This window comes from Ramlibacter rhizophilus, assembly GCF_004681965.1.
Taxonomy (GTDB): Bacteria; Pseudomonadota; Gammaproteobacteria; order Burkholderiales; family Burkholderiaceae_C; genus Ramlibacter; species Ramlibacter rhizophilus.
This window is the reverse complement of sequence record NZ_SMLL01000002.1, coordinates 119,263-135,139: the sequence shown is the minus strand read 5'-3', so window position 1 is coordinate 135,139 and position 15,877 is coordinate 119,263. Positions and strand designations below refer to the sequence as shown.

Annotated in this window: 18 protein-coding genes and 1 tRNA gene; 5 read left to right on the top strand and 14 right to left on the bottom strand. The window is 69.7% G+C overall.

All coding sequences use genetic code 11. From position 1 onward, the window contains the following. Position 1: 1 nt before the first annotated feature. From EZ242_RS21940 to EZ242_RS05285, 9 genes are all read right to left on the bottom strand, one after another. Complete coding sequence (locus EZ242_RS21940) at positions 2 to 778, bottom strand: response regulator (protein WP_167784653.1); 777 nt, start codon at positions 776 to 778, stop codon at positions 2 to 4. Continuing rightward, the gene (locus tag EZ242_RS05320; RefSeq protein WP_135284108.1) at positions 778 to 2,322 is read right to left on the bottom strand and encodes a GAF domain-containing sensor histidine kinase; all 1,545 of its coding nucleotides are present in this window, start codon (positions 2,320 to 2,322) and stop codon (positions 778 to 780) included. The genes EZ242_RS21940 and EZ242_RS05320 overlap by 1 nt, the downstream gene beginning before the upstream one ends. 96 nt (positions 2,323 to 2,418) lie before the next feature. Beyond that, positions 2,419 to 3,819 (bottom strand): glutathione-disulfide reductase, encoded by a 1,401-nt coding sequence (gene gorA, locus EZ242_RS05315; RefSeq protein ID WP_135284107.1) that lies wholly within the window; start codon positions 3,817 to 3,819, stop codon positions 2,419 to 2,421. Then, on the bottom strand, positions 3,816 to 5,840 hold the full coding sequence (locus tag EZ242_RS05310) for a hybrid sensor histidine kinase/response regulator (RefSeq protein ID WP_135284106.1): 2,025 nt from the start codon (positions 5,838 to 5,840) through the stop codon (positions 3,816 to 3,818). The genes gorA and EZ242_RS05310 overlap by 4 nt, the downstream gene beginning before the upstream one ends. Continuing rightward, positions 5,837 to 6,739, bottom strand: coding sequence for a sensor histidine kinase (locus EZ242_RS05305; protein ID WP_135284105.1), 903 nt, complete (start codon positions 6,737 to 6,739; stop codon positions 5,837 to 5,839). Before EZ242_RS05305 ends, EZ242_RS05310 begins: the two co-directional genes overlap by 4 nt. Positions 6,740 to 6,744: 5 nt before the next feature. Continuing rightward, the gene (locus EZ242_RS05300; protein WP_135284104.1) at positions 6,745 to 7,719 is read right to left on the bottom strand and encodes an ATP-binding protein; all 975 of its coding nucleotides are present in this window, start codon (positions 7,717 to 7,719) and stop codon (positions 6,745 to 6,747) included. 29 nt (positions 7,720 to 7,748) lie between these two features. After that, a complete protein-coding gene (locus EZ242_RS05295; protein WP_135284103.1) occupies positions 7,749 to 8,153 on the bottom strand; it encodes an anti-sigma regulatory factor in 405 nt (134 codons plus the stop codon). Then, positions 8,143 to 8,517 (bottom strand): STAS domain-containing protein, encoded by a 375-nt coding sequence (locus EZ242_RS05290; protein ID WP_135284102.1) that lies wholly within the window; start codon positions 8,515 to 8,517, stop codon positions 8,143 to 8,145. The genes EZ242_RS05295 and EZ242_RS05290 overlap by 11 nt, the downstream gene beginning before the upstream one ends. Further along, positions 8,517 to 9,380, bottom strand: coding sequence for an STAS domain-containing protein (locus EZ242_RS05285; protein ID WP_135284101.1), 864 nt, complete (start codon positions 9,378 to 9,380; stop codon positions 8,517 to 8,519). Before EZ242_RS05285 ends, EZ242_RS05290 begins: the two co-directional genes overlap by 1 nt. A gap of 172 nt (positions 9,381 to 9,552) precedes the next feature. Between EZ242_RS05285 and EZ242_RS05280 the strand changes: the two genes are divergently transcribed. Next, a complete protein-coding gene (locus EZ242_RS05280; protein WP_135284100.1) occupies positions 9,553 to 9,912 on the top strand; it encodes an Mpo1-like protein in 360 nt (119 codons plus the stop codon). A gap of 143 nt (positions 9,913 to 10,055) precedes the next feature. Here EZ242_RS05280 and EZ242_RS05275 read toward each other — a convergent pair whose 3' ends face one another. Next, complete coding sequence (locus tag EZ242_RS05275; RefSeq protein WP_167784652.1) at positions 10,056 to 11,045, bottom strand: alpha/beta fold hydrolase; 990 nt, start codon at positions 11,043 to 11,045, stop codon at positions 10,056 to 10,058. Positions 11,046 to 11,143: 98 nt separating this feature from the next. Between EZ242_RS05275 and EZ242_RS05270 the strand changes: the two genes are divergently transcribed. Continuing rightward, positions 11,144 to 12,025: an NYN domain-containing protein gene (locus tag EZ242_RS05270; RefSeq protein ID WP_135284098.1), complete on the top strand. Its 882-nt coding sequence runs from the start codon at positions 11,144 to 11,146 to the stop codon at positions 12,023 to 12,025. Positions 12,026 to 12,149: 124 nt separating this feature from the next. Here the strand turns inward: EZ242_RS05270 and EZ242_RS05265 are convergent. Continuing rightward, positions 12,150 to 12,223, bottom strand: a tRNA-Gly gene (locus EZ242_RS05265). Positions 12,224 to 12,319: 96 nt separating this feature from the next. Beyond that, complete coding sequence (locus tag EZ242_RS05260; protein WP_135284097.1) at positions 12,320 to 12,556, bottom strand: hypothetical protein; 237 nt, start codon at positions 12,554 to 12,556, stop codon at positions 12,320 to 12,322. Positions 12,557 to 12,760: 204 nt separating this feature from the next. On the opposite strand from EZ242_RS05260, the gene EZ242_RS05255 reads away from it, so the two are divergent. Further along, positions 12,761 to 13,288: a hypothetical protein gene (locus tag EZ242_RS05255; RefSeq protein WP_135284096.1), complete on the top strand. Its 528-nt coding sequence runs from the start codon at positions 12,761 to 12,763 to the stop codon at positions 13,286 to 13,288. Between the two features lie 41 nt (positions 13,289 to 13,329). On the opposite strand, the gene EZ242_RS05250 is transcribed toward EZ242_RS05255, so the two are convergent. Beyond that, positions 13,330 to 13,785, bottom strand: a complete 456-nt coding sequence (locus EZ242_RS05250; protein WP_135284095.1) for a fasciclin domain-containing protein — start codon at positions 13,783 to 13,785, stop codon at positions 13,330 to 13,332. A 142-nt stretch (positions 13,786 to 13,927) separates the two neighbouring features. Here EZ242_RS05250 and EZ242_RS05245 point away from each other — a divergent pair, with 142 nt between their 5' ends. Together EZ242_RS05245 and EZ242_RS05240 are read left to right on the top strand one after the other, a co-directional pair. Further along, entirely contained in the window at positions 13,928 to 14,848 is a 921-nt protein-coding gene (locus EZ242_RS05245) for a MerR family transcriptional regulator (protein WP_135284094.1), read from the top strand. A 200-nt stretch (positions 14,849 to 15,048) separates the two neighbouring features. Then, positions 15,049 to 15,654, top strand: coding sequence for a class I SAM-dependent methyltransferase (locus EZ242_RS05240; protein ID WP_135284093.1), 606 nt, complete (start codon positions 15,049 to 15,051; stop codon positions 15,652 to 15,654). On the opposite strand, the gene EZ242_RS05235 is transcribed toward EZ242_RS05240, so the two are convergent. Then, on the bottom strand, positions 15,591 to 15,839 hold the full coding sequence (locus tag EZ242_RS05235; RefSeq protein WP_135284092.1) for a hypothetical protein: 249 nt from the start codon (positions 15,837 to 15,839) through the stop codon (positions 15,591 to 15,593). The genes EZ242_RS05240 and EZ242_RS05235 overlap by 64 nt on opposite strands. Between the last annotated feature and the right edge of the window lie 38 nt (positions 15,840 to 15,877).

Below are 15,877 nucleotides of genomic sequence, written 5' to 3'. Positions count from 1 at the left end.
CTCAGGCCTGGGCGGCTGCGATGCGCGCCAGCCGGTCGATGAGTTCGGAGAAGTCGAAGGGCTTGCCCAGGTAGTCGTTGGCGCCGGCGGCCAGCGCCCGAGTGACCAGCGCCTCGTCGCCCTGGCCGGTCAGCATCATCACGGGAACCGTGCGCCAGGCGGGCAGGGCGCGCAGCCGCTCCAGGAGGCTGAGCCCGTCCATGCCGGGCAGCACCACGTCCAGAAGCACCGCGTCCGCCACCGGCCCCTGGGCCAGGGCGGCGAGGGCCTTCTCGCCGTCGTCGAAGGCCTGCATCTCCCAGCCGTTTTGCTCCAGCACGAAGCCGAGCAGGTAGCGAATGGTGGGATCGTCTTCCACCACCAGCGCACGCCGGCGCTGCGGTGCCGTGGGCACCGCCTCGGGTGCATCGGCCAAGGCGGCGGCGATCCGCTCGCACAGCTGGGCCGGATCGAAGGGCTTGGCGATCACGTCGCGCACGCCGAGCGCGCGGTAGTGCACCACCTCGCGGGCCTGCGTGCGGGCCGTGAGGAACACCGCCGGCACGCTGCGCAGGGATTCCTGCTGGCGCAGCGCCGCCAGCGTCTGCGGTCCGTCCATCTCCGGCATGGCCACGTCCAGCAGCAGGAGCTGCGGCCCGAAGGCGGCGGCCTGCGCGACCGCCTCCTGCCCGCTGCCGACGGCCAGCACGTCGCAGCCGCACAGGGCCTCCAGGGTGGTCTGGGCCACCGCGCGGATGCCCTCGTCGTCCTCGACCAGAAGAATGCGTGCGCGTGTCATCAGGAAGTCGCTCCAGGCAGCCAGAGGTGGAAGGTGGTGTGGCCGGGCTCCGACTCGAAGCCGATGCGCCCGCCCATCTGCTCGGTCATCTGCCGCGCGATGGACAGGCCCAGGCCCGAGCCGCCCTGGGCCCGGGTGGTGCGCGCATCGGCCTGCGCGAAGCGTTCGAAAACCCGCGGCCGGAAGTGGGCGGGAACGCCCTGGCCGTGGTCGCTCACGCCCAGCCAGACGCCGCCTTCATCGGTCCGCGCGCGCAGCTCGACCTGGCTGCCGTCGGGCGCGAACTTGATCGCGTTGGACACCAGGTTGGCCAGCACCTGCTGCAGCCGCTGCGCGTCCGCGCGCAGCAGGAGGCCGCCTGGCGCCCGCACGTCCAGCCGCACGGAGGCGGCCTGCGCCAGCGGCAAGGCCGCCTGCGCGGCCTGCTCCAGCACGTGCCCGGCCTCCAGCGGCTCCAGCCGGAAGCTCATGCGCTGTGAGGTCATGCGGTCCAGGTCCAGCAGGTCGTTCACGATGGCGAGCAGGCGGTCGGTGCTCTGCGAGGCCACGCTCACCAGCTTGGCCGCCGCGTCGGGCAGCGCGCCGGCCGCGCCGCTGTCCAGCAGCTTGATGGCGCCGCGGATGGAGGTCAGGGGCGTGCGCAGTTCATGGTTGATGAGCGACACCAGCTCGTCCTTCATGCGCTCCAGGGCCTTGCGCTCGCTGATGTCACGGGCGATGGCGACCACCAGCTCGCGCGGCCGCGCGGGCAGGCGTTCCCAGCGGATTTCGGTGGTTCGCGGCAGGCCGTCGGGGCCGGGTTCGGTGTACTCGTCCGAGGCCTGGGCGGCGCCGCCCTGCAGGCGCTGCATGGAGGCGTCGAATCGCTGCTGGCTAAGCGCGGGCACGGCCTCCACGGGGCTCATCTGCCGCAACCGTTCCATGGGCAGGCCCAGGTCGGCCAGGGCGTTCGCATTGGCGTGCAGGTAGCGGTGCGACTCGCCGTCGATCACCGTGATGCCCACGCGCAGCCGGTCGAGCAGCAGCCCCAGGTACTCGTGGCGGCTGCGGTCGCGGCGCGCCTGCAGCAGGGCGATCACCACGTCGGCCAGCTGCTCCATGGCCCGGCGCTGCTCGTCCGAGAGCGTGCGCGGCTGATCGTCCAGCACGCACAGCATGCCCAGGTTGTTGCCCTTCTCGCTGCGCAGCTGGCTGCCGCCATAGAAGCGCAGGCGCGCACCGTGGTCCAGGGCGAGCAGGGGGTTGTCCATGAAGCGCACGTCCTGCTGCAGGTCGGGCACCTCGAAGAACCGTTCCTGCAGGACGGCGTGGCCGCAGACGCTTTGGTCCCGGCTCGTCTGGTCGAAGCGCAGTCCATGGCGCGACTTCAGCCATTGCCGGTCCTCGGCCAGGAACGTGACGGCCGCGTAAGGCGTGCCGCAGATGGCGGCCGCCAGCTCGGCGATCTCGTCGAAAACCTGTTCCGACGGGCTATCCAGGATGTCGTAGTCGTGCAGGTCGGCGAGTCGCTCGGACTCGTTGGCGGCAAGGGGTGGGGCGATCACGTGCGGCTCGACAAGGGCTACGGAAGAGTGCGCGCATTCTGGACCAGCTCGAGCCCGGGGGAACGTCGCGGGGCTTGCGAGCGGTGAGCAGGCGTTTCAGGCCGCGTCGGAGGCGACGGGGCTGCTTCCGGAGCCGACCACCGGCTCGCGCATCGTGACGAACTCCTCCGCCGCGGTCGGGTGGATGCCGATGGTGGCGTCGAACACCGCCTTGGTGGCGCCGGCTTTCATCGCAACCGCGAAGCCCTGCACGATCTCGCCGGCCTCGGCGCCGACCATGTGCAGGCCCACCACCCGGTCGCTGGCGCAGTCCACCACCAGCTTCATGAGCGTGCGCTCGGTGCTGCCCGAAAGCGTGTGCCGCAGGGGCCGGAACTCGGTGCGGAAGACGGCGATGGCGCCGAGGCGCTCGCGCGCTTCTGATTCGGTCAGGCCCACCGTGCCGATGTTCGGGTGGGTGAAGACGGCCGTGGGAATGCACTCGTACCCCACCGAGCGCGTGCCGCCGCCGAAGAGGTGGTCCACCAGCGCCATGGCCTCGGCCAGGGCCACGGGCGTGAGCTGCACGCGCGCGGTGAGGTCGCCGATGGCGTGGATGCCCGGCACGCTGGTCCGGTAGTGCTCGTCCACCTCGACGGCGCCGTGTTCGTCCTGGCGCACCCGCGCGGCTTCCAGGCCAAGGCCCGCGGTATTGGGGCTGCGGCCGGTGGCGAAGAGGACGGCGTCGGCCGGCAGGACCTCGCCGTCCTGCAGGCTCACGGCCAGGTGGCCGTTGGCGCGGACGACGCTGCGCAGGTCCGAACGCAGGCGCAGGTCCACGCCGTGCTTGCGCATCTCGTGCGCGATGAAGGGGCGCACGTCCTCGTCGAAGCCGCGCAGGATCTGCTCGCCGCGCACCAGCTGCGTCACCTGCGCGCCCAGCCCCTGGAAGATGGAGGCGAACTCGCAGGCGATGTAGCCGCCGCCCACGATCACCAGCCGGCGCGGGAAGGGCGCCAGGTCGAAGACCTGGTCGGACGTGATCACGAGTTCGCGGCCCGGGAAGTCCGGCACCCAAGGCGTGCCGCCGGTGGCCAGCAGGATGTGGCGTGCCCGGTGGCGGCGCAGCTCTCCGCCCAGTTCCACCTGCACCGTGTGGGCTCCGGCCAGCTGCGCCCAGCCCCGTTCGATGCGCACGCCCGCCGTGCGCAGCAGGTGCTCGTAGACGCCATTCAGGCGCGAGATCTCGGCGGCGCGACGGGTCTTGAGCGTGTCCCAGTCGAAGCGGGGCGCGTCCAGCTCCCAGCCGAAGCCGGCCGCGTCGGCGAAGTGGTCGGAATACTCGGCCGCATAGCTGTACAGCTTCTTGGGAATGCAGCCGACGTTCACGCAGGTGCCGCCGAGCGCAGCCGCCTCGGCCAGCACCACGCGCGCGCCGCGCTGGGCAGCCATGCGGGCGGCGCGCACGCCGCCGCTGCCGCCGCCGATCACGAAGAGGTCGCAGTCGAACTCGTTCATGTCGGCTCGGCTCGGGTCGAAGCGTTGCCGGGCGGCCGTGAACTGCCCACCGCTTCCATGATGGCCTGCACCAGCGTATGCGGGTTGAGCGGCTTGGCCACGTGGCGGTCGAATCCGGCTTCCAGCGCGCGGCTGCGGTCCGTGGTGCGGGCGAAGGCCGTGAGGGCCACGGCAGGCAGGTGCCGCCGGCCGAGGTCGCGCTCGAGCTGGCGCAGCTCTCGGATCAGCTCGTGACCGTCACGCTGCGGCAGCCCGATGTCGCTGAGCAGCACGTGCGGCCACGTGGCGCGCACGGCCGCCACCGCCGAATCGAAGTCGCTGGCCAGTCGGACCGTGGCGCCCCGGTCGGCCAGGACGACGGCCAGCATTTCGCTCGCGTCCCGGTCGTCTTCGACGACGAGGATCTCCAGGCCCTCCAGTGGACGCTCGCGCACGTCGGCCGGCGCGGTCGCCGAGCCCTCGCTTGCAACGTCGTCGTTCTCGGAGCCCAGGGGCGGCGCCTCTGCCGGAATGTCCACGGTGAAGGTCGCGCCCTGGCCGGCGCCGGCGCTGCCGGCGTTCACCTTGCCACCATGCAGCTGGGCCAGTTCACGCACGATGGACAAACCCAGCCCGAGCCCGCTGTGCGAGCGGTTGCCGGCGGACTGCGCCTGCGAGAAGCGGTCGAAGAGGCGCTCCAGGAAGTCGGCCGCGATACCCTGGCCATGGTCCCGCACGGTCAGGCGCAGCAGGGGGCCCTCGCGCGTCAGGGTCACGTCGATCCAGCTGCCGCGATCCGAGAACTTGATGGCGTTGGTCATCAGGTTCCACAGGATCTGCTGGTAGCGGGCCGGGTCCAGCCAGGCGGGCTGGCGGCCGCCCTCGACATCGACGCGCAGCCTGAGCTGCTTGTCCTCGATGCTCTGGCCCAGCGAACTGAGCGCGGTGGCGACGATCTCGGCGGGATCGACCAACTCGCGCTCGAGCGTGAGCTTGCCGGAGTTGATGCGGGAGACGTCCAGGATGTCCGAGATGATGCGGGCCTGCGCCTTCACGTTGCGTTCGATGGCCTGCAGGCCGCGGCTGATCTCCGGCTGCGGCTGGCGGTGCATCAGCACCGCCACCCATCCGACGATGGCGTTGAGCGGGGTGCGCAGCTCGTGCGAGAGCACGGCGATGAATTCGTCCTTGGTGTGGCTGTTGCGCTCGGCGGCTGCGCGGGCGGCCTGCTCGCGCTCCAGCACTTCGCGCCGCTGCCGCTCCAGTTGCTCGCGTTCGGAAGCGTCGGTGGCGATGGCAATGCGCAGGCCCGGCTCGACATGGCCGGACATCGCCCATTCGATCTGCACCCGTGTGCCGTCGCAGCGGGTGAGGGGAAAGCGGCCGGCCCAGTCGGTGCGCTCGTGGGTGTGCCCGGTGAACTGCTCCGACGCCAGCGCGCGCCATTCAGGTGGCACGCGGTCGATCAGCGGCAGGCCGACCAGCTCCTCGCGGCGGCAGGCCAGCAGCTCCAGCAGGGCCGGGTTGGCGTCCTGCGCCACGCCGTCCGCGTCCAGCACCACGATGCCCACCGGCGCGTTGTCGTAGATGGCGCGCAGGCGCAGCTCGCTGCGTCGCAGCCCCTCTTCGGCCACGCGCGCGCGGATCAGCGCCTGCAGCGTGGCCACCAGGATGGCCGGCTCCACCGGATGGATCAGGTAGCCGTCGGCGCCCGCCTCCAGGCCGGCGACGCGGTCCTCGTTGCGCGTGAACTCGGCCGACAGGTGGACCACCGGCAGCGTGCGCGTCTGGACATGCGCGCGCAGCTCGCGGCAGACGTCGAAGCCGCTCATGTCGGGCAGGTGCACGTCCAGCACCACGGCCGACACGTTCTCCCGCACCAGCGCCAGGGCCTCGGCGCCGCTGCCGGCCTCGCGCGTGCGAAAGCCCGCCGCCGTGAGCACCCGGGTGGTGCTGTAGCGGGTGGCCGGGTTGTCGTCCACCACCAGGACGGCATGCCGGGAGCGGTCGATGGAGGCGGCGATGACGCGGGCGTCGATCATGGCGACGGGGCGGAGGGCGGGGCGGAGGGCGGCGCAGAAGGCGGCGCAGAAGGCGGCGCAGAAGAGGGTGCTTGCACGCCCAGTTGAACCGGGATGGTCACGCGGAACACCGAGCCTTTGCCAGGCTCGCTTTCCAGTCCCACGCTGCCGCCCAGCAGCTCGGCCAGGCGCTTGCTCAGAGACAGGCCCAGGCCGGTGCCGCGCAGGCGCTTCTGCAGCGGCGAGTGCACCTGGGAGAAGTCCGCGAACAGTGAGCTCTGGTATTCCGGCGCGATGCCGATGCCGGTGTCGGACACGAAAAAGGTGACGCGGTCTTCTCCCTCGCGCCGCACGGACACCCGCACCTCGCCCTTGGGCGTGAACTTGAGCGCGTTGGAGATGAAGTTGCGCAACACCTGCGAGAGCTTGCGGTCGTCGGTGTACAGCTTGGGCACGCCCTGCGGCTCCTCGAAGACGAGGTTCACCTCCGGGTTGGTCAGTACCGGCTTGAACATGCCGCGCAGCGCCGAGAACAGGTCCACCATCTCGAACCAGGCCGGCGAGATTTCCACCCGGCCGGCCTCCACCTTGGCCAGGTCCAGCAGGTCATCCACCATCTCGGCGAACTCGGTCGCCTGCTGCTGGATGAAGAGGACCTGCTTTTCCTGCTCGGCGGTGAGCGGGCCGTCCACGTGGTCCAGCAGCAGGCGGGTGAGGCTGCGGATGGAGCTGATGGGCGTGCGGAACTCGTGGCTCATGTAGGCCAGGAACCGGCTCTTGAGTTCGGTCGCCTCGCGCAACTGCTCGGCCTGCGCATCCAGCTCGGCATACAGGGCGAGCACGCCCCGGTTGGTTTCTTCCAGCTCTGCGCGCAGCGCGTCGACCTGCGCCTGCAGCAGCGGGGTGTCGGTTTGATCCATGAGCTCTACATCCTGCGCCGAATAACGGTTGCTGTGGCGTCGTCGCGCTCGCGTGAATGGTCACGCAGCAGCAACGCCGCCGCAAGCGCCGGATCACGCATCAGCAGCGGATAGAAGCGTTGTGCTTCCCAGCGGGAGGCGATGCCGTCGGTGTGCACGATCAACAGCGCATGCTGGGGCCACTCGATCTCGACCTCTTCGGGTCGGCGCATTTGCAGGCCCGCCGTGCCGTGCTGCATGACGAGGCTGCGGTCCACGGCGCCGGAGAGCACGCGGGCCGAAACATTGCCGGCTCCGCAGGCGCGCAGCCGGTTGCTCGCGGCATCGGCCTGCAGCAAGGTGACTGCGGCGCCTCGCGTGGAGCGCAGGCGCGCATGGATCACCTCCAGCAGGACGCGTGGGGCGCGCCAGGGGTCGGCCGCGAACACGTCGAGCGCGGCTTGCGCCGCCTCCGACGCGTCCAGGCCGTGGCCCAGGCCATCGGCCACGATGACGCTGGTGCGCGTGCCCTCGACCGCCGCCGCCCAGGCGTCCCCGCACACGATCTCGCCGCGAAGGGGCAGGGAAACGCCCCCCACCTCGATCGCCGGCGCGGCGGCGAGCGCCGCCGCCTGCGCCCGCCCGACGCGCGCGACGGCCAGGGTGCCTTCCGGCGAGGAGTGCAACTCGAAATCGCGCGCCTGGCGGCGGATGGCGCCCAGACCGGTGCCGGGTGTGCCGCCGGTGGAAAAGCCATCGTCCATGCTGCGCCGGATGTCGGCGATTCCAGGGCCATGGTCGATCGCCACCATCTCGACGTCGCCGGCCTCTTCGCGTACTGCCAGCAGCAGCTGTCCGCGTTGCGCGTGCCGCACGAGGTTCGTCCCCAGCTCGGTCACGACGATGGCCAGGCGCCCGGCTTCCAACTCGTCCAGCCCGGCGCGCAGCGCGAGCGCGGCGGCGAAGCGTCTTGCTTCGCCGACCCGGGAGTTGTCGTCCATCGGGAAGCTCGTGTGGTGCGAGCTGCGGATCATTTCCAGCGCGTGATCGACACGCAGGTGCCTTCGCCGGGCGCGGAGCGGATGCTGAAGTCGTGGACCAGGCGCTTGCTGCCCGGAAGCCCCAGGCCCATGCCGCCGCCGGAGGTCCAGCCGTCCGTCAGCGCAAGCTGCATGTCGGAGATGCCGGGGCCGGTGTCCTCGAATTCCAGTTGCAGGCCGCGGCGCAGGCCGTCCTCGACGATCCGCCAGCGCATGAGGCCGCCGCCGCCGTGCACGACGGTGTTGCGGGACAACTCGCTGGCCGCGGTGATCATCTTGGTCTGGTCGACGAGCGAGAATTTCAGCTCCGCCGCCAGCCGGCGCACGGCCTGGCGGCTGGCCACGATGTCCGCTTCGGTACGCAGCGGCAGCTCGCCGGTGGTTTCAGCGGGCAAGAGCGCGCCCCCGGCGGGCCGAGGCCAGCAAGTCCATGCCGCGCTCGACGTTCAGTGCGGTGCGCACGCCGGTCAGCGACAGCCCGAGCTCGACCAGGGTGATCGCCACCGCCGGCTGCATGCCCACCACCACGGTGGTGGCGTCCAGGATGCGGGCGATGCCGGAGATGCTGGCCAGCATGCGTCCGACAAAGGAATCGACGATTTCCAGCGCCGAGATGTCGATGAGCACGCCGCGGGCGCTGGTGTCGGAAATCCTGGAGGCCAGGTCGTCCTGCAGCGCCAGGGCGGTCTGGTCTTCCATGTCCACCTGGATCGTCACCAGGAGGATGTCCCCCATGCGAAGGATCGGAATGCGGTTCATCAGTCGGCCGTCGCGGCTGCGACGCGCGTGATCCGGAAGCCCGTCTGCTGCAGCGCCATCGCGAGGGCGTCGGCCAGGCTGGACTTGGAGGCGATGCCCTGCAGGTCGATGCCGAGGTGCACGATGGTCTGCGCGATCTGCGGGCGGATGCCGCTGATGATGCAGTCGGCCCCCATGAGGCGAATGGCGCTGACGGTCTTCAGCAGGTGCTGCGCCACCAGCGTGTCGACCGTGGGCACGCCCGTGATGTCGATGATGGCCAGCTGCGCGCCCGTTTCCACGATGCGCTGCAGCAGCGCCTCCATGACCAGCTGCGTTCGCTGCGAGTCCAGCGTGCCGATCATGGGGACGGCCAGCACGCCGTCCCACAGCTTGATGACCGGCGTGGACAGTTCCAGCAGCTCGTGCTGCTGGCGTCGGATGACTTCCTCGCGGGTGCGCTGGTAGGTGGTCACGGTCAATTGCGCCATCTGGTCCACCAGCACCGAGCCGGCCCACAGCACCGCCATCGCCTGCTTGGGATCGGCGCCGTGGTGCTGCTGCAGCGTTGAAAAGAGGGGACGCTTGAACGCGAGCACGAAGGCGCTGGTGTCCCCGGCTGTCTGGCCTTGCGCCACGCGGGAGCGCGACAGGCCTTCCAGTGCAGCGCGCAGGTCTGCCCAGGCTGCGCCGTCCAGTGACTCGGGCGAGGCGCCGGCGCGCAGGCCCGACAGCACGTGCTGGAGCAGGTCCCGCGCCTCGGCCTGGATGGCCTGGGCGCTTCCGGCCCCGCCCAGTGCGCCGGCTGCCTGTACCCAGCCACGGAGCACATCGTCGTGTGATCGCTCCAGCAGCTCGGCCAGGGCCTTGTTCTCTCCGGTCATGTTCTTCTCCTCGGGTTCCGGGCAAAGGCGCCATTCTGCGTTACGGCTGAGGCCCGCCGCGTAGGAGGTGGCCGACAAGGGCGGCGACGGGGGCAGGGTGGATCCCGGGCTCGTCACTTCCGCGGGGCTCGCATAATTTCGCACCTGCCCTCGGCAGTGCACGGAGCCCGCGATGCAGTTCGATTCCTTCTCGCGCTTCTATGCGTTCTACCTCACCCAGCATGCGCACCCGGTCTCGCGCCTGCTGCACTTCGTCGGCAGCACGCTGGTGCTGGCCATCCTGGTGTACGCCATTGCCGCGCCGCAGTGGTGGGCGCTGCTGCTCATGCCGGTCGTCGGCTACGCCTTCGCCTGGACCGGCCACTTCGTCTTCGAAGGCAACAAGCCGGCAAGCTTCGGCCACCCGTTCTACAGCCTGGCCAGCGACTGGGTGATGTGGTGGCACATGCTCACCGGCAAGGTGCCGTTCACCGGGAGGCTGGCCGGCGGGGCGGAGGAGTTGGTGCACGGTCCGGCGGACGCGTCGCACTGAGGGCCGGGCAGGCCGACAAAGGCCATGCCGGGTATGAGGATCGGCGTGAATGCCGGCCCATGGCCGCAGCGCCGACAGAAAGCAATCAGCGCGCTTCAAAAGCGAGCGAGTTCGTTGCGCGCGTCTGCCGAGCCGCTTGCATGTCACCGAAGAGAGGGGGCGGCGACCTCGGCCTGGTCGGCCAGCGACGCCTCCTGCAGGAAGCGGGCGACTTCGGACCAGAGGCTTGCGTCTCGCCCCACCCAGACATGCCCGCCGGACGGATACACCACCAACCTGGCGCCCGGCACCGCCGCGGCGATGTCCCGCGCCGTCGAGGCCGTTCCGAAAAGATCGTCCTGCGCGGAAATCACGAGCGTCGGCACCGTGATCCTGGAGAAGGCAATGCGTGCGGGACGGCCCGCGAGGGAGGCGTCGTTGAGCATGCCGCGCGTGCGCCGTGACACCGGCAGGATTCCCCGCAGGATGCGCTGGACCCGCTGCTGCTCCTCGATGGGTGCGGCGCGCACCAGGGAGGGCTGCGTCGCGAGCAAGGTCCGGATCATCGCGTCGCGCCTCAGCTCGAGCCCGATCCAGAAAAGCAGGTCCGAACCCGCCAGCAGTCGCACGAGGAACGCCTGCAACGCAGTCATCTGAACGGGGTCGGTGCCACGGACGTTGGCTGCCGGCACGATGAGAATCAGGGCCGAGCAGCGCTGCGGGTGACGCAAGGCGAACTGCAGCGCCGAGAGCGCACCGGCCGAACCGCCTGCCACCGCCACGCGGCCCACGTCGAGCCGGTCCAGCAACTCGGCAAACGCATCCGCTTGGCGTTCGGAGGAGGGAGCGTCCGGAAAGTCGCTGCGCAGGTAGCCGAACCGGGACGGTGCGATCACGCGATGGCCTCGCCGACTGAGCTCTTCGGTGAAGGCCAGTCCCTGATCGAAGCCACCGCCGGTGCCGTGAACCATCAGCAGGTCTGGCCCCTGTCCCGCCACGGCGTACTCGAGCTGGCCGAATGAACTCGCGATCACCTCACTGCGACCCGCAATGCGGCGCTCGGCCTCGCGCATGTCCCGGATGAAGGCGGCGCCCACCAGGGCTGCGGTGCCCACCAGTGCGCCGGCAAGAAGGACTGCGGTGGCTTTGCGCATGCCGAAAGTTCGCGCGGCCGCGGCAACCACAGGTTGACGCGTGTCAAGCCGACCGCAGTGCGTCAGGCTGGATACCATCGTCGCCAGGAGTGGTGACCATGCCCAAGAGCGAAGCAACCGACGCCCGTACCGTCGCCCTGTACTGGGATTTCGAGAACATCCATGCCGGGCTGTGCGAAGAGCGGGAGCCGGGTTCCTATCGCAACCCCGACGCGCGGTTCAGGCCGCAGGAACCGCTGGTGAACGTCGAGGCCGTGGTGGACCTTGCTGCCTCCTTCGGTCCGATCGCGATCAATCGCGCCTACTGCAATTGGCAGTTCTTCGGCCGATACAGAGATGCCCTGCTGCAAAACGCGGTGGAACTCGTCCAGCTGTTCCCACCCGGTGGCGCGGCCAAGAACGGCGCCGACATCAAGCTGTGCCTCGATGCCACGGAGGACATCGGAAGGTTCGCCCACATCGGAACCGTCATCATCGTGGGCGGCGACAGCGACTTCATGCCGGTGTCGCAGAAGATCAAGGCGGCCGGCCGGACCCTGATCGGCGTGGGCACGCGCAAGGCGACGAACCGGCACTGGGCCAAGAGCTGCCACGAGTTCCGCTATTACGAGAACCTCGTGGAGGTCAGGGTGCAAGCCGATGCCGAAAGCGCACCGGCGGCTTCAGGGACTTCCGCCGAGCCTTCCGCCGGCGTGGTGGCAGCGCCAGAAGCCCGGCCCGACGAACAGAGCAGCGGATTGGCGCTTGCGGCTGCGGGCGGCCACTTCGACCTGGTACGCCGCGCGATGCGGCTGCTGGCGGAAAAGCACGGCGACCCCTGGATCAACAAGGCTGAAATCCTGCCGATGGTCAAACGTCTCGATCCCACCTTCGACGTCGTCGAGCACGGCTACACGACGTTCTCCGGAATGCTCAAGGGCATGGAGCCGCACATCGAGGTGCGAAAGAGCGAGTACGACCAGCAGATCCGCCTGCGATGAGTCGTCGCCTGCTGGCGCGCGTGCATGGGTTGTTGGCTGGCTGCGGCGCTGGCGCGCGGCGGGGGCGGCGATCGCTGCGGCTCCAGCAACGGTCCGCGCGGGGGTCGTGGCGACCAAGCACGATTGGAGCGGGCGATGGGAATCGAACCCACGTCTTGAGCTTGGGAAGCTCAGGTCCTGCCATTGAACGACGCCCGCTGAACAGCGGCGGATTCTACGCGCGAAAACGGGCGCGGCAGCCCGGTGCGAAGGCGACGCCGAGGCGTGGCCGACGCGGCCGGAAGCGCCCGGGTGTCACATTCCCAGCAGCTTCTTGGCTTGGCCCAGTGCTGCCATGGACTCGGCGTGCTTGCCGGCCTTGTGGTGGGCTTCGCCCTGCGCGCGCAGGGCAGCGACCTTGTCGGCGTTCTCCTTGGACAAGGCGGGCTTGGTGGCCAGCTTGGCGTCGATGGCCTTCATCTCGCTCGGGCAGCTGTTGGCGAGGGCGGCGCCACTGAAGGCCAGGCTCAGGACGATAAGCAGCATGCGCATGGGGTTCTCCTGAAAGTGGACCCCCACCATAGGCCCGCCTTATTTCGTTCGTCTCCGGACGAACCCTGAGTGGCTGCGACCCGACCCGGAGGAAACGCGAAACGCCCGAGCACGAGGCAACGAGCCGTGACAGGTCTGTCCTGCCGTAACGAGGTGCGCGGCACCGGGTCCTTACAGTGGCAAGGCGACCGACAGGAGGCTGCCATGAAGCTGCTCTCAAATTCCCCGTCCATCAGGGCCGGACTCATCCTCATCGGGATCGCTCTGGCCAGCGTGGCACAGCCGGCCCTCGGCCGGCCGTTCAAGGGTTCACTCGACCTGGAGGAGCGCATCGGACGCATGTCGCGCTGCCCCGGTGCGCAGGGGCAGCCCGGGACGGGGGGGACCCTCAACGGAACCGGGCATGCGACGCATCTCGGCGCGGTGCAGCTGTACGGGTCGCATTGCATCAGTTCGGAGCCGGGCACGCCGCCCGCGGCTTTCACGGTGTACGACGGACAAATGGCAATGCGCGCCGCCAACGGAGACGTCGTGATGGCGGACTACTCGGGCGTGTTTTCACTCGTCGTCACGGGCAGCTACACCTTCGAGGGCCAGTACGTGGTGACCGGGGGGACGGGCCGCTTCCAGAATGCGAGTGGAACAGGGAGGCTCTACGGAGCGCTCCAGGGTGACGTGCCATCGTTCCAGCAGGCCGTCTCGATGGATGCGCAGGGCGAGATCGACTACTGAGAGCCGGGCACGCTGGGTCCAAGCGTGCCCGGCCCGTTCGATCAGTTCGGCAGCACCACGCTGTCGATCACGTGGATCACGCCGTTGTCGGCCACGATGTCGGTCTTCACCACGTTGGCGCCGTCCACCTTCACGCCGCCACCGGCGGTGGTGACGTCGAGGGTGTCGCCCTGCACGGTCTTGACCTGGCCGGCCTTCACGTCCTTGGCCATGACCTTGCCGGGAACCACGTGGTAGGTCAGCACGGCGCGCAACTTGGCGGGGTCGGCCAGCAGCGCGTCGAGCTGCGCCTTCGGCACCTTGGCGAAGGCGGCGTCCGTGGGCGCGAAGACCGTGAAAGGCCCCTTGCCCTTGAGCGTGTCCACCAGGCCGGCCTTCTGAAGGGCGGTGGCCAGGGTCTTGAAGTCGCCGGCGGCGACGGCGGTGTCAACGATGTCCTTGGCCTGGGCGGCGGCAGCGGCGACGGTCAGGGCGGCGGCGAGCAGAACTTTCTTCACGGTGAACTCCTTGCTGGAAGCGGTGGGTTGAGGGAAGCAGACTCGGCAATCGACTCTTTGAGTTTGTCCAGGACAAACTAGAATCTGTCCGGAGGTTAGGCGCGCAATTCGCGCATGTCAATGCTTTGTCCTGGACAAAACAATGGAAATTGAACCGGACTTCACGATTGCCGCGGTCGAGCGCGAGGTGGGAGTGTCCAAGGACGTGCTGCGCGTCTGGGAGCGGCGCTATGGCTTCCCAAGGCCCACGCGCGACGCGCACGGGGAGCGGATGTACCCGGCCGAGCAGGTGCGGCGGCTGCGCCTGGTCAAGCGGCTGATGGACCAGGGCGGGCGGCCGGGGCGGCTGCTCGGGCAGAGCGTGGAGGAACTGACGGCCCTGGCGTCGTGCCGCATGACGCCGCAGGCGCCGGACGCGGCGGGGCCGGCCGACGACGCCACCCGCGTGTTGATGGCCCACCTGCACCGCCACGATGCGCAGGCATTGCGCCAGCAGTTGCAGCAGACACTGGCGCGCGACGGGCTTTCCCGTTTTGTCCAGGACACCATGGTCCCGCTGGCCGCCAGCGTCGGCGAGGCCTGGGCCCGGGGCGAGCTGGAGGTGTTCGAGGAGCACCTCTTTACCGAGGCGACGCAGCGCCTGCTGCGCCAGGCTATCGCCGCCGTGCCACCCGGCGAGCGCCCCATCGTGCTGCTGACCACCGTGCCGGACGAGCCGCACGGGCTGGGGCTGCTGATGGTGGAGGCCACGCTGGCGTTGCAGGGGGCGCATTGCATCAGCCTGGGCACGCAGATGCCGGTTCAGGACATCGTGCGGGCCGCGCAGGCTTACAAGGCCGATGTGGTGGCGCTGTCCTTTTCCTCGGGCTTCGGCGCCCGGCGCATTCCGGCGCTGCTGCAGCAGCTCAGGCAGCTGCTGCCCGCAAGCGTCCAGTTATGGGCGGGCGGTGCCGGGGTGGGGCGCATTGCGCCTGTGGAGGGTGTGCAGCTGCTCGCCTCGTTGGAGGGCGCATCCGAGGCCCTGGCGCGCTGGCGTACGGTGGCAACCCGCGGCTCGGCCTGACGCGCCCGGATCAGCTCGTGCTCGCCGTCACGGGCAGCGCGGGCACGGCCACATCCTGCGGCAGTCCCTGGTGGCTGAGGGAACACGTTTCCCTCCGGGTCCTGCAGCACGGCCTGCCACCGCGTAGGCGGCTATAGTCCGTGGCCGATCCGCAGGTATGCAACCGCTGCGGAGGGACACACCATGAAACAAACCTGCCTGTGCTGAACGGCCGATCCCACCCGAACCGATTCTTTCGAGGCTTCGTCGGCAACCCGCGTTCGGTGGGCGCCGTGCTGCCGGCCAGTTCAAGCCTGTCGCGCGCCGTCGCCGCGGCGACGGCCGCCTGCGCCGGCCCGACGGACCCCGAGCCATGTCCCCTCGTGGAGCTGGGCGCCGGCACCGGTGCGCTGACCGAGAGCATCCGCGGCATGCGGCCCGTGCTGGTCGAGCGCGACGAGGCGTTCGCGGCCGTGTTGCACAAGCGGTTTCCGGAGCTGGAGATCCGCATCCAGTGCGCCACCGACGCGCTGCGCAATCTCCAGGAGCCCGTGGGGGTGGTCAGCTCCATCCCGCTGCTGAACAACCCGCAGAGCGCTGAACTCAAGCGGACGCTGGAGCAGTGCTTCGCGGAGGGCCGGGTGCGGTTCCTGGTTCTTTACAGCTATGGCCTCGCCGACCCGTGCGGGGAGACCTCGTTGCCCCGGGGCCGGCGTGCAGCGCGCGTGTGGCGCAGCATGCCCCCAGCCTCGGTCTGGGTGTATCAGCCGGCCTGCGCCATGGCGCGCGGTGCGCCGATCCACTGCAGCCCTTCGCCCAGCGCGTAGCGGGCGGCCAGGGCGGGGTCGCGAAACAGGCGGGTGAGGCGCACCACGCGGTCGGTGGTGGCGCTGCCACAGCCGGAGCGGATGGAGACGGAGCAGGCGATCCAGCCGCCCTCGACGGCCTTGGTCAAGGGAGAGATCAGGTACTTGCCCACGGAGACGGGTGCGTGCTTCGGATGGATGTTCATTCGTTCCTTTGTCGTTGTTGTTTGCTTGAAAAGCCAGC

Excerpts from the sequence above, each read along its gene's own strand:
- EZ242_RS21940 (WP_167784653.1), bottom strand. The coding sequence starts at position 778 with ATGACACGCGCACGCATTCTTCTGGTCGAGGACGACGAGGGCATCCGC.
- gorA (WP_135284107.1), bottom strand. The coding sequence starts at position 3,819 with ATGAACGAGTTCGACTGCGACCTCTTCGTGATCGGCGGCGGCAGCGGC.
- EZ242_RS05310 (WP_135284106.1), bottom strand. The coding sequence starts at position 5,840 with ATGATCGACGCCCGCGTCATCGCCGCCTCCATCGACCGCTCCCGGCAT.
- EZ242_RS05305 (WP_135284105.1), bottom strand. The coding sequence starts at position 6,739 with ATGGATCAAACCGACACCCCGCTGCTGCAGGCGCAGGTCGACGCGCTG.
- EZ242_RS05300 (WP_135284104.1), bottom strand. The coding sequence starts at position 7,719 with ATGGACGACAACTCCCGGGTCGGCGAAGCAAGACGCTTCGCCGCCGCG.
- EZ242_RS05290 (WP_135284102.1), bottom strand. The coding sequence starts at position 8,517 with ATGAACCGCATTCCGATCCTTCGCATGGGGGACATCCTCCTGGTGACG.
- EZ242_RS05285 (WP_135284101.1), bottom strand. The coding sequence starts at position 9,380 with ATGACCGGAGAGAACAAGGCCCTGGCCGAGCTGCTGGAGCGATCACAC.
- EZ242_RS05280 (WP_135284100.1), top strand. The coding sequence starts at position 9,553 with ATGCAGTTCGATTCCTTCTCGCGCTTCTATGCGTTCTACCTCACCCAG.
- EZ242_RS05275 (WP_167784652.1), bottom strand. The coding sequence starts at position 11,045 with ATGCGCAAAGCCACCGCAGTCCTTCTTGCCGGCGCACTGGTGGGCACC.
- EZ242_RS05270 (WP_135284098.1), top strand. The coding sequence starts at position 11,144 with ATGCCCAAGAGCGAAGCAACCGACGCCCGTACCGTCGCCCTGTACTGG.
- EZ242_RS05260 (WP_135284097.1), bottom strand. The coding sequence starts at position 12,556 with ATGCGCATGCTGCTTATCGTCCTGAGCCTGGCCTTCAGTGGCGCCGCC.
- EZ242_RS05255 (WP_135284096.1), top strand. The coding sequence starts at position 12,761 with ATGAAGCTGCTCTCAAATTCCCCGTCCATCAGGGCCGGACTCATCCTC.
- EZ242_RS05245 (WP_135284094.1), top strand. The coding sequence starts at position 13,928 with ATGGAAATTGAACCGGACTTCACGATTGCCGCGGTCGAGCGCGAGGTG.
- EZ242_RS05235 (WP_135284092.1), bottom strand. The coding sequence starts at position 15,839 with ATGAACATCCATCCGAAGCACGCACCCGTCTCCGTGGGCAAGTACCTG.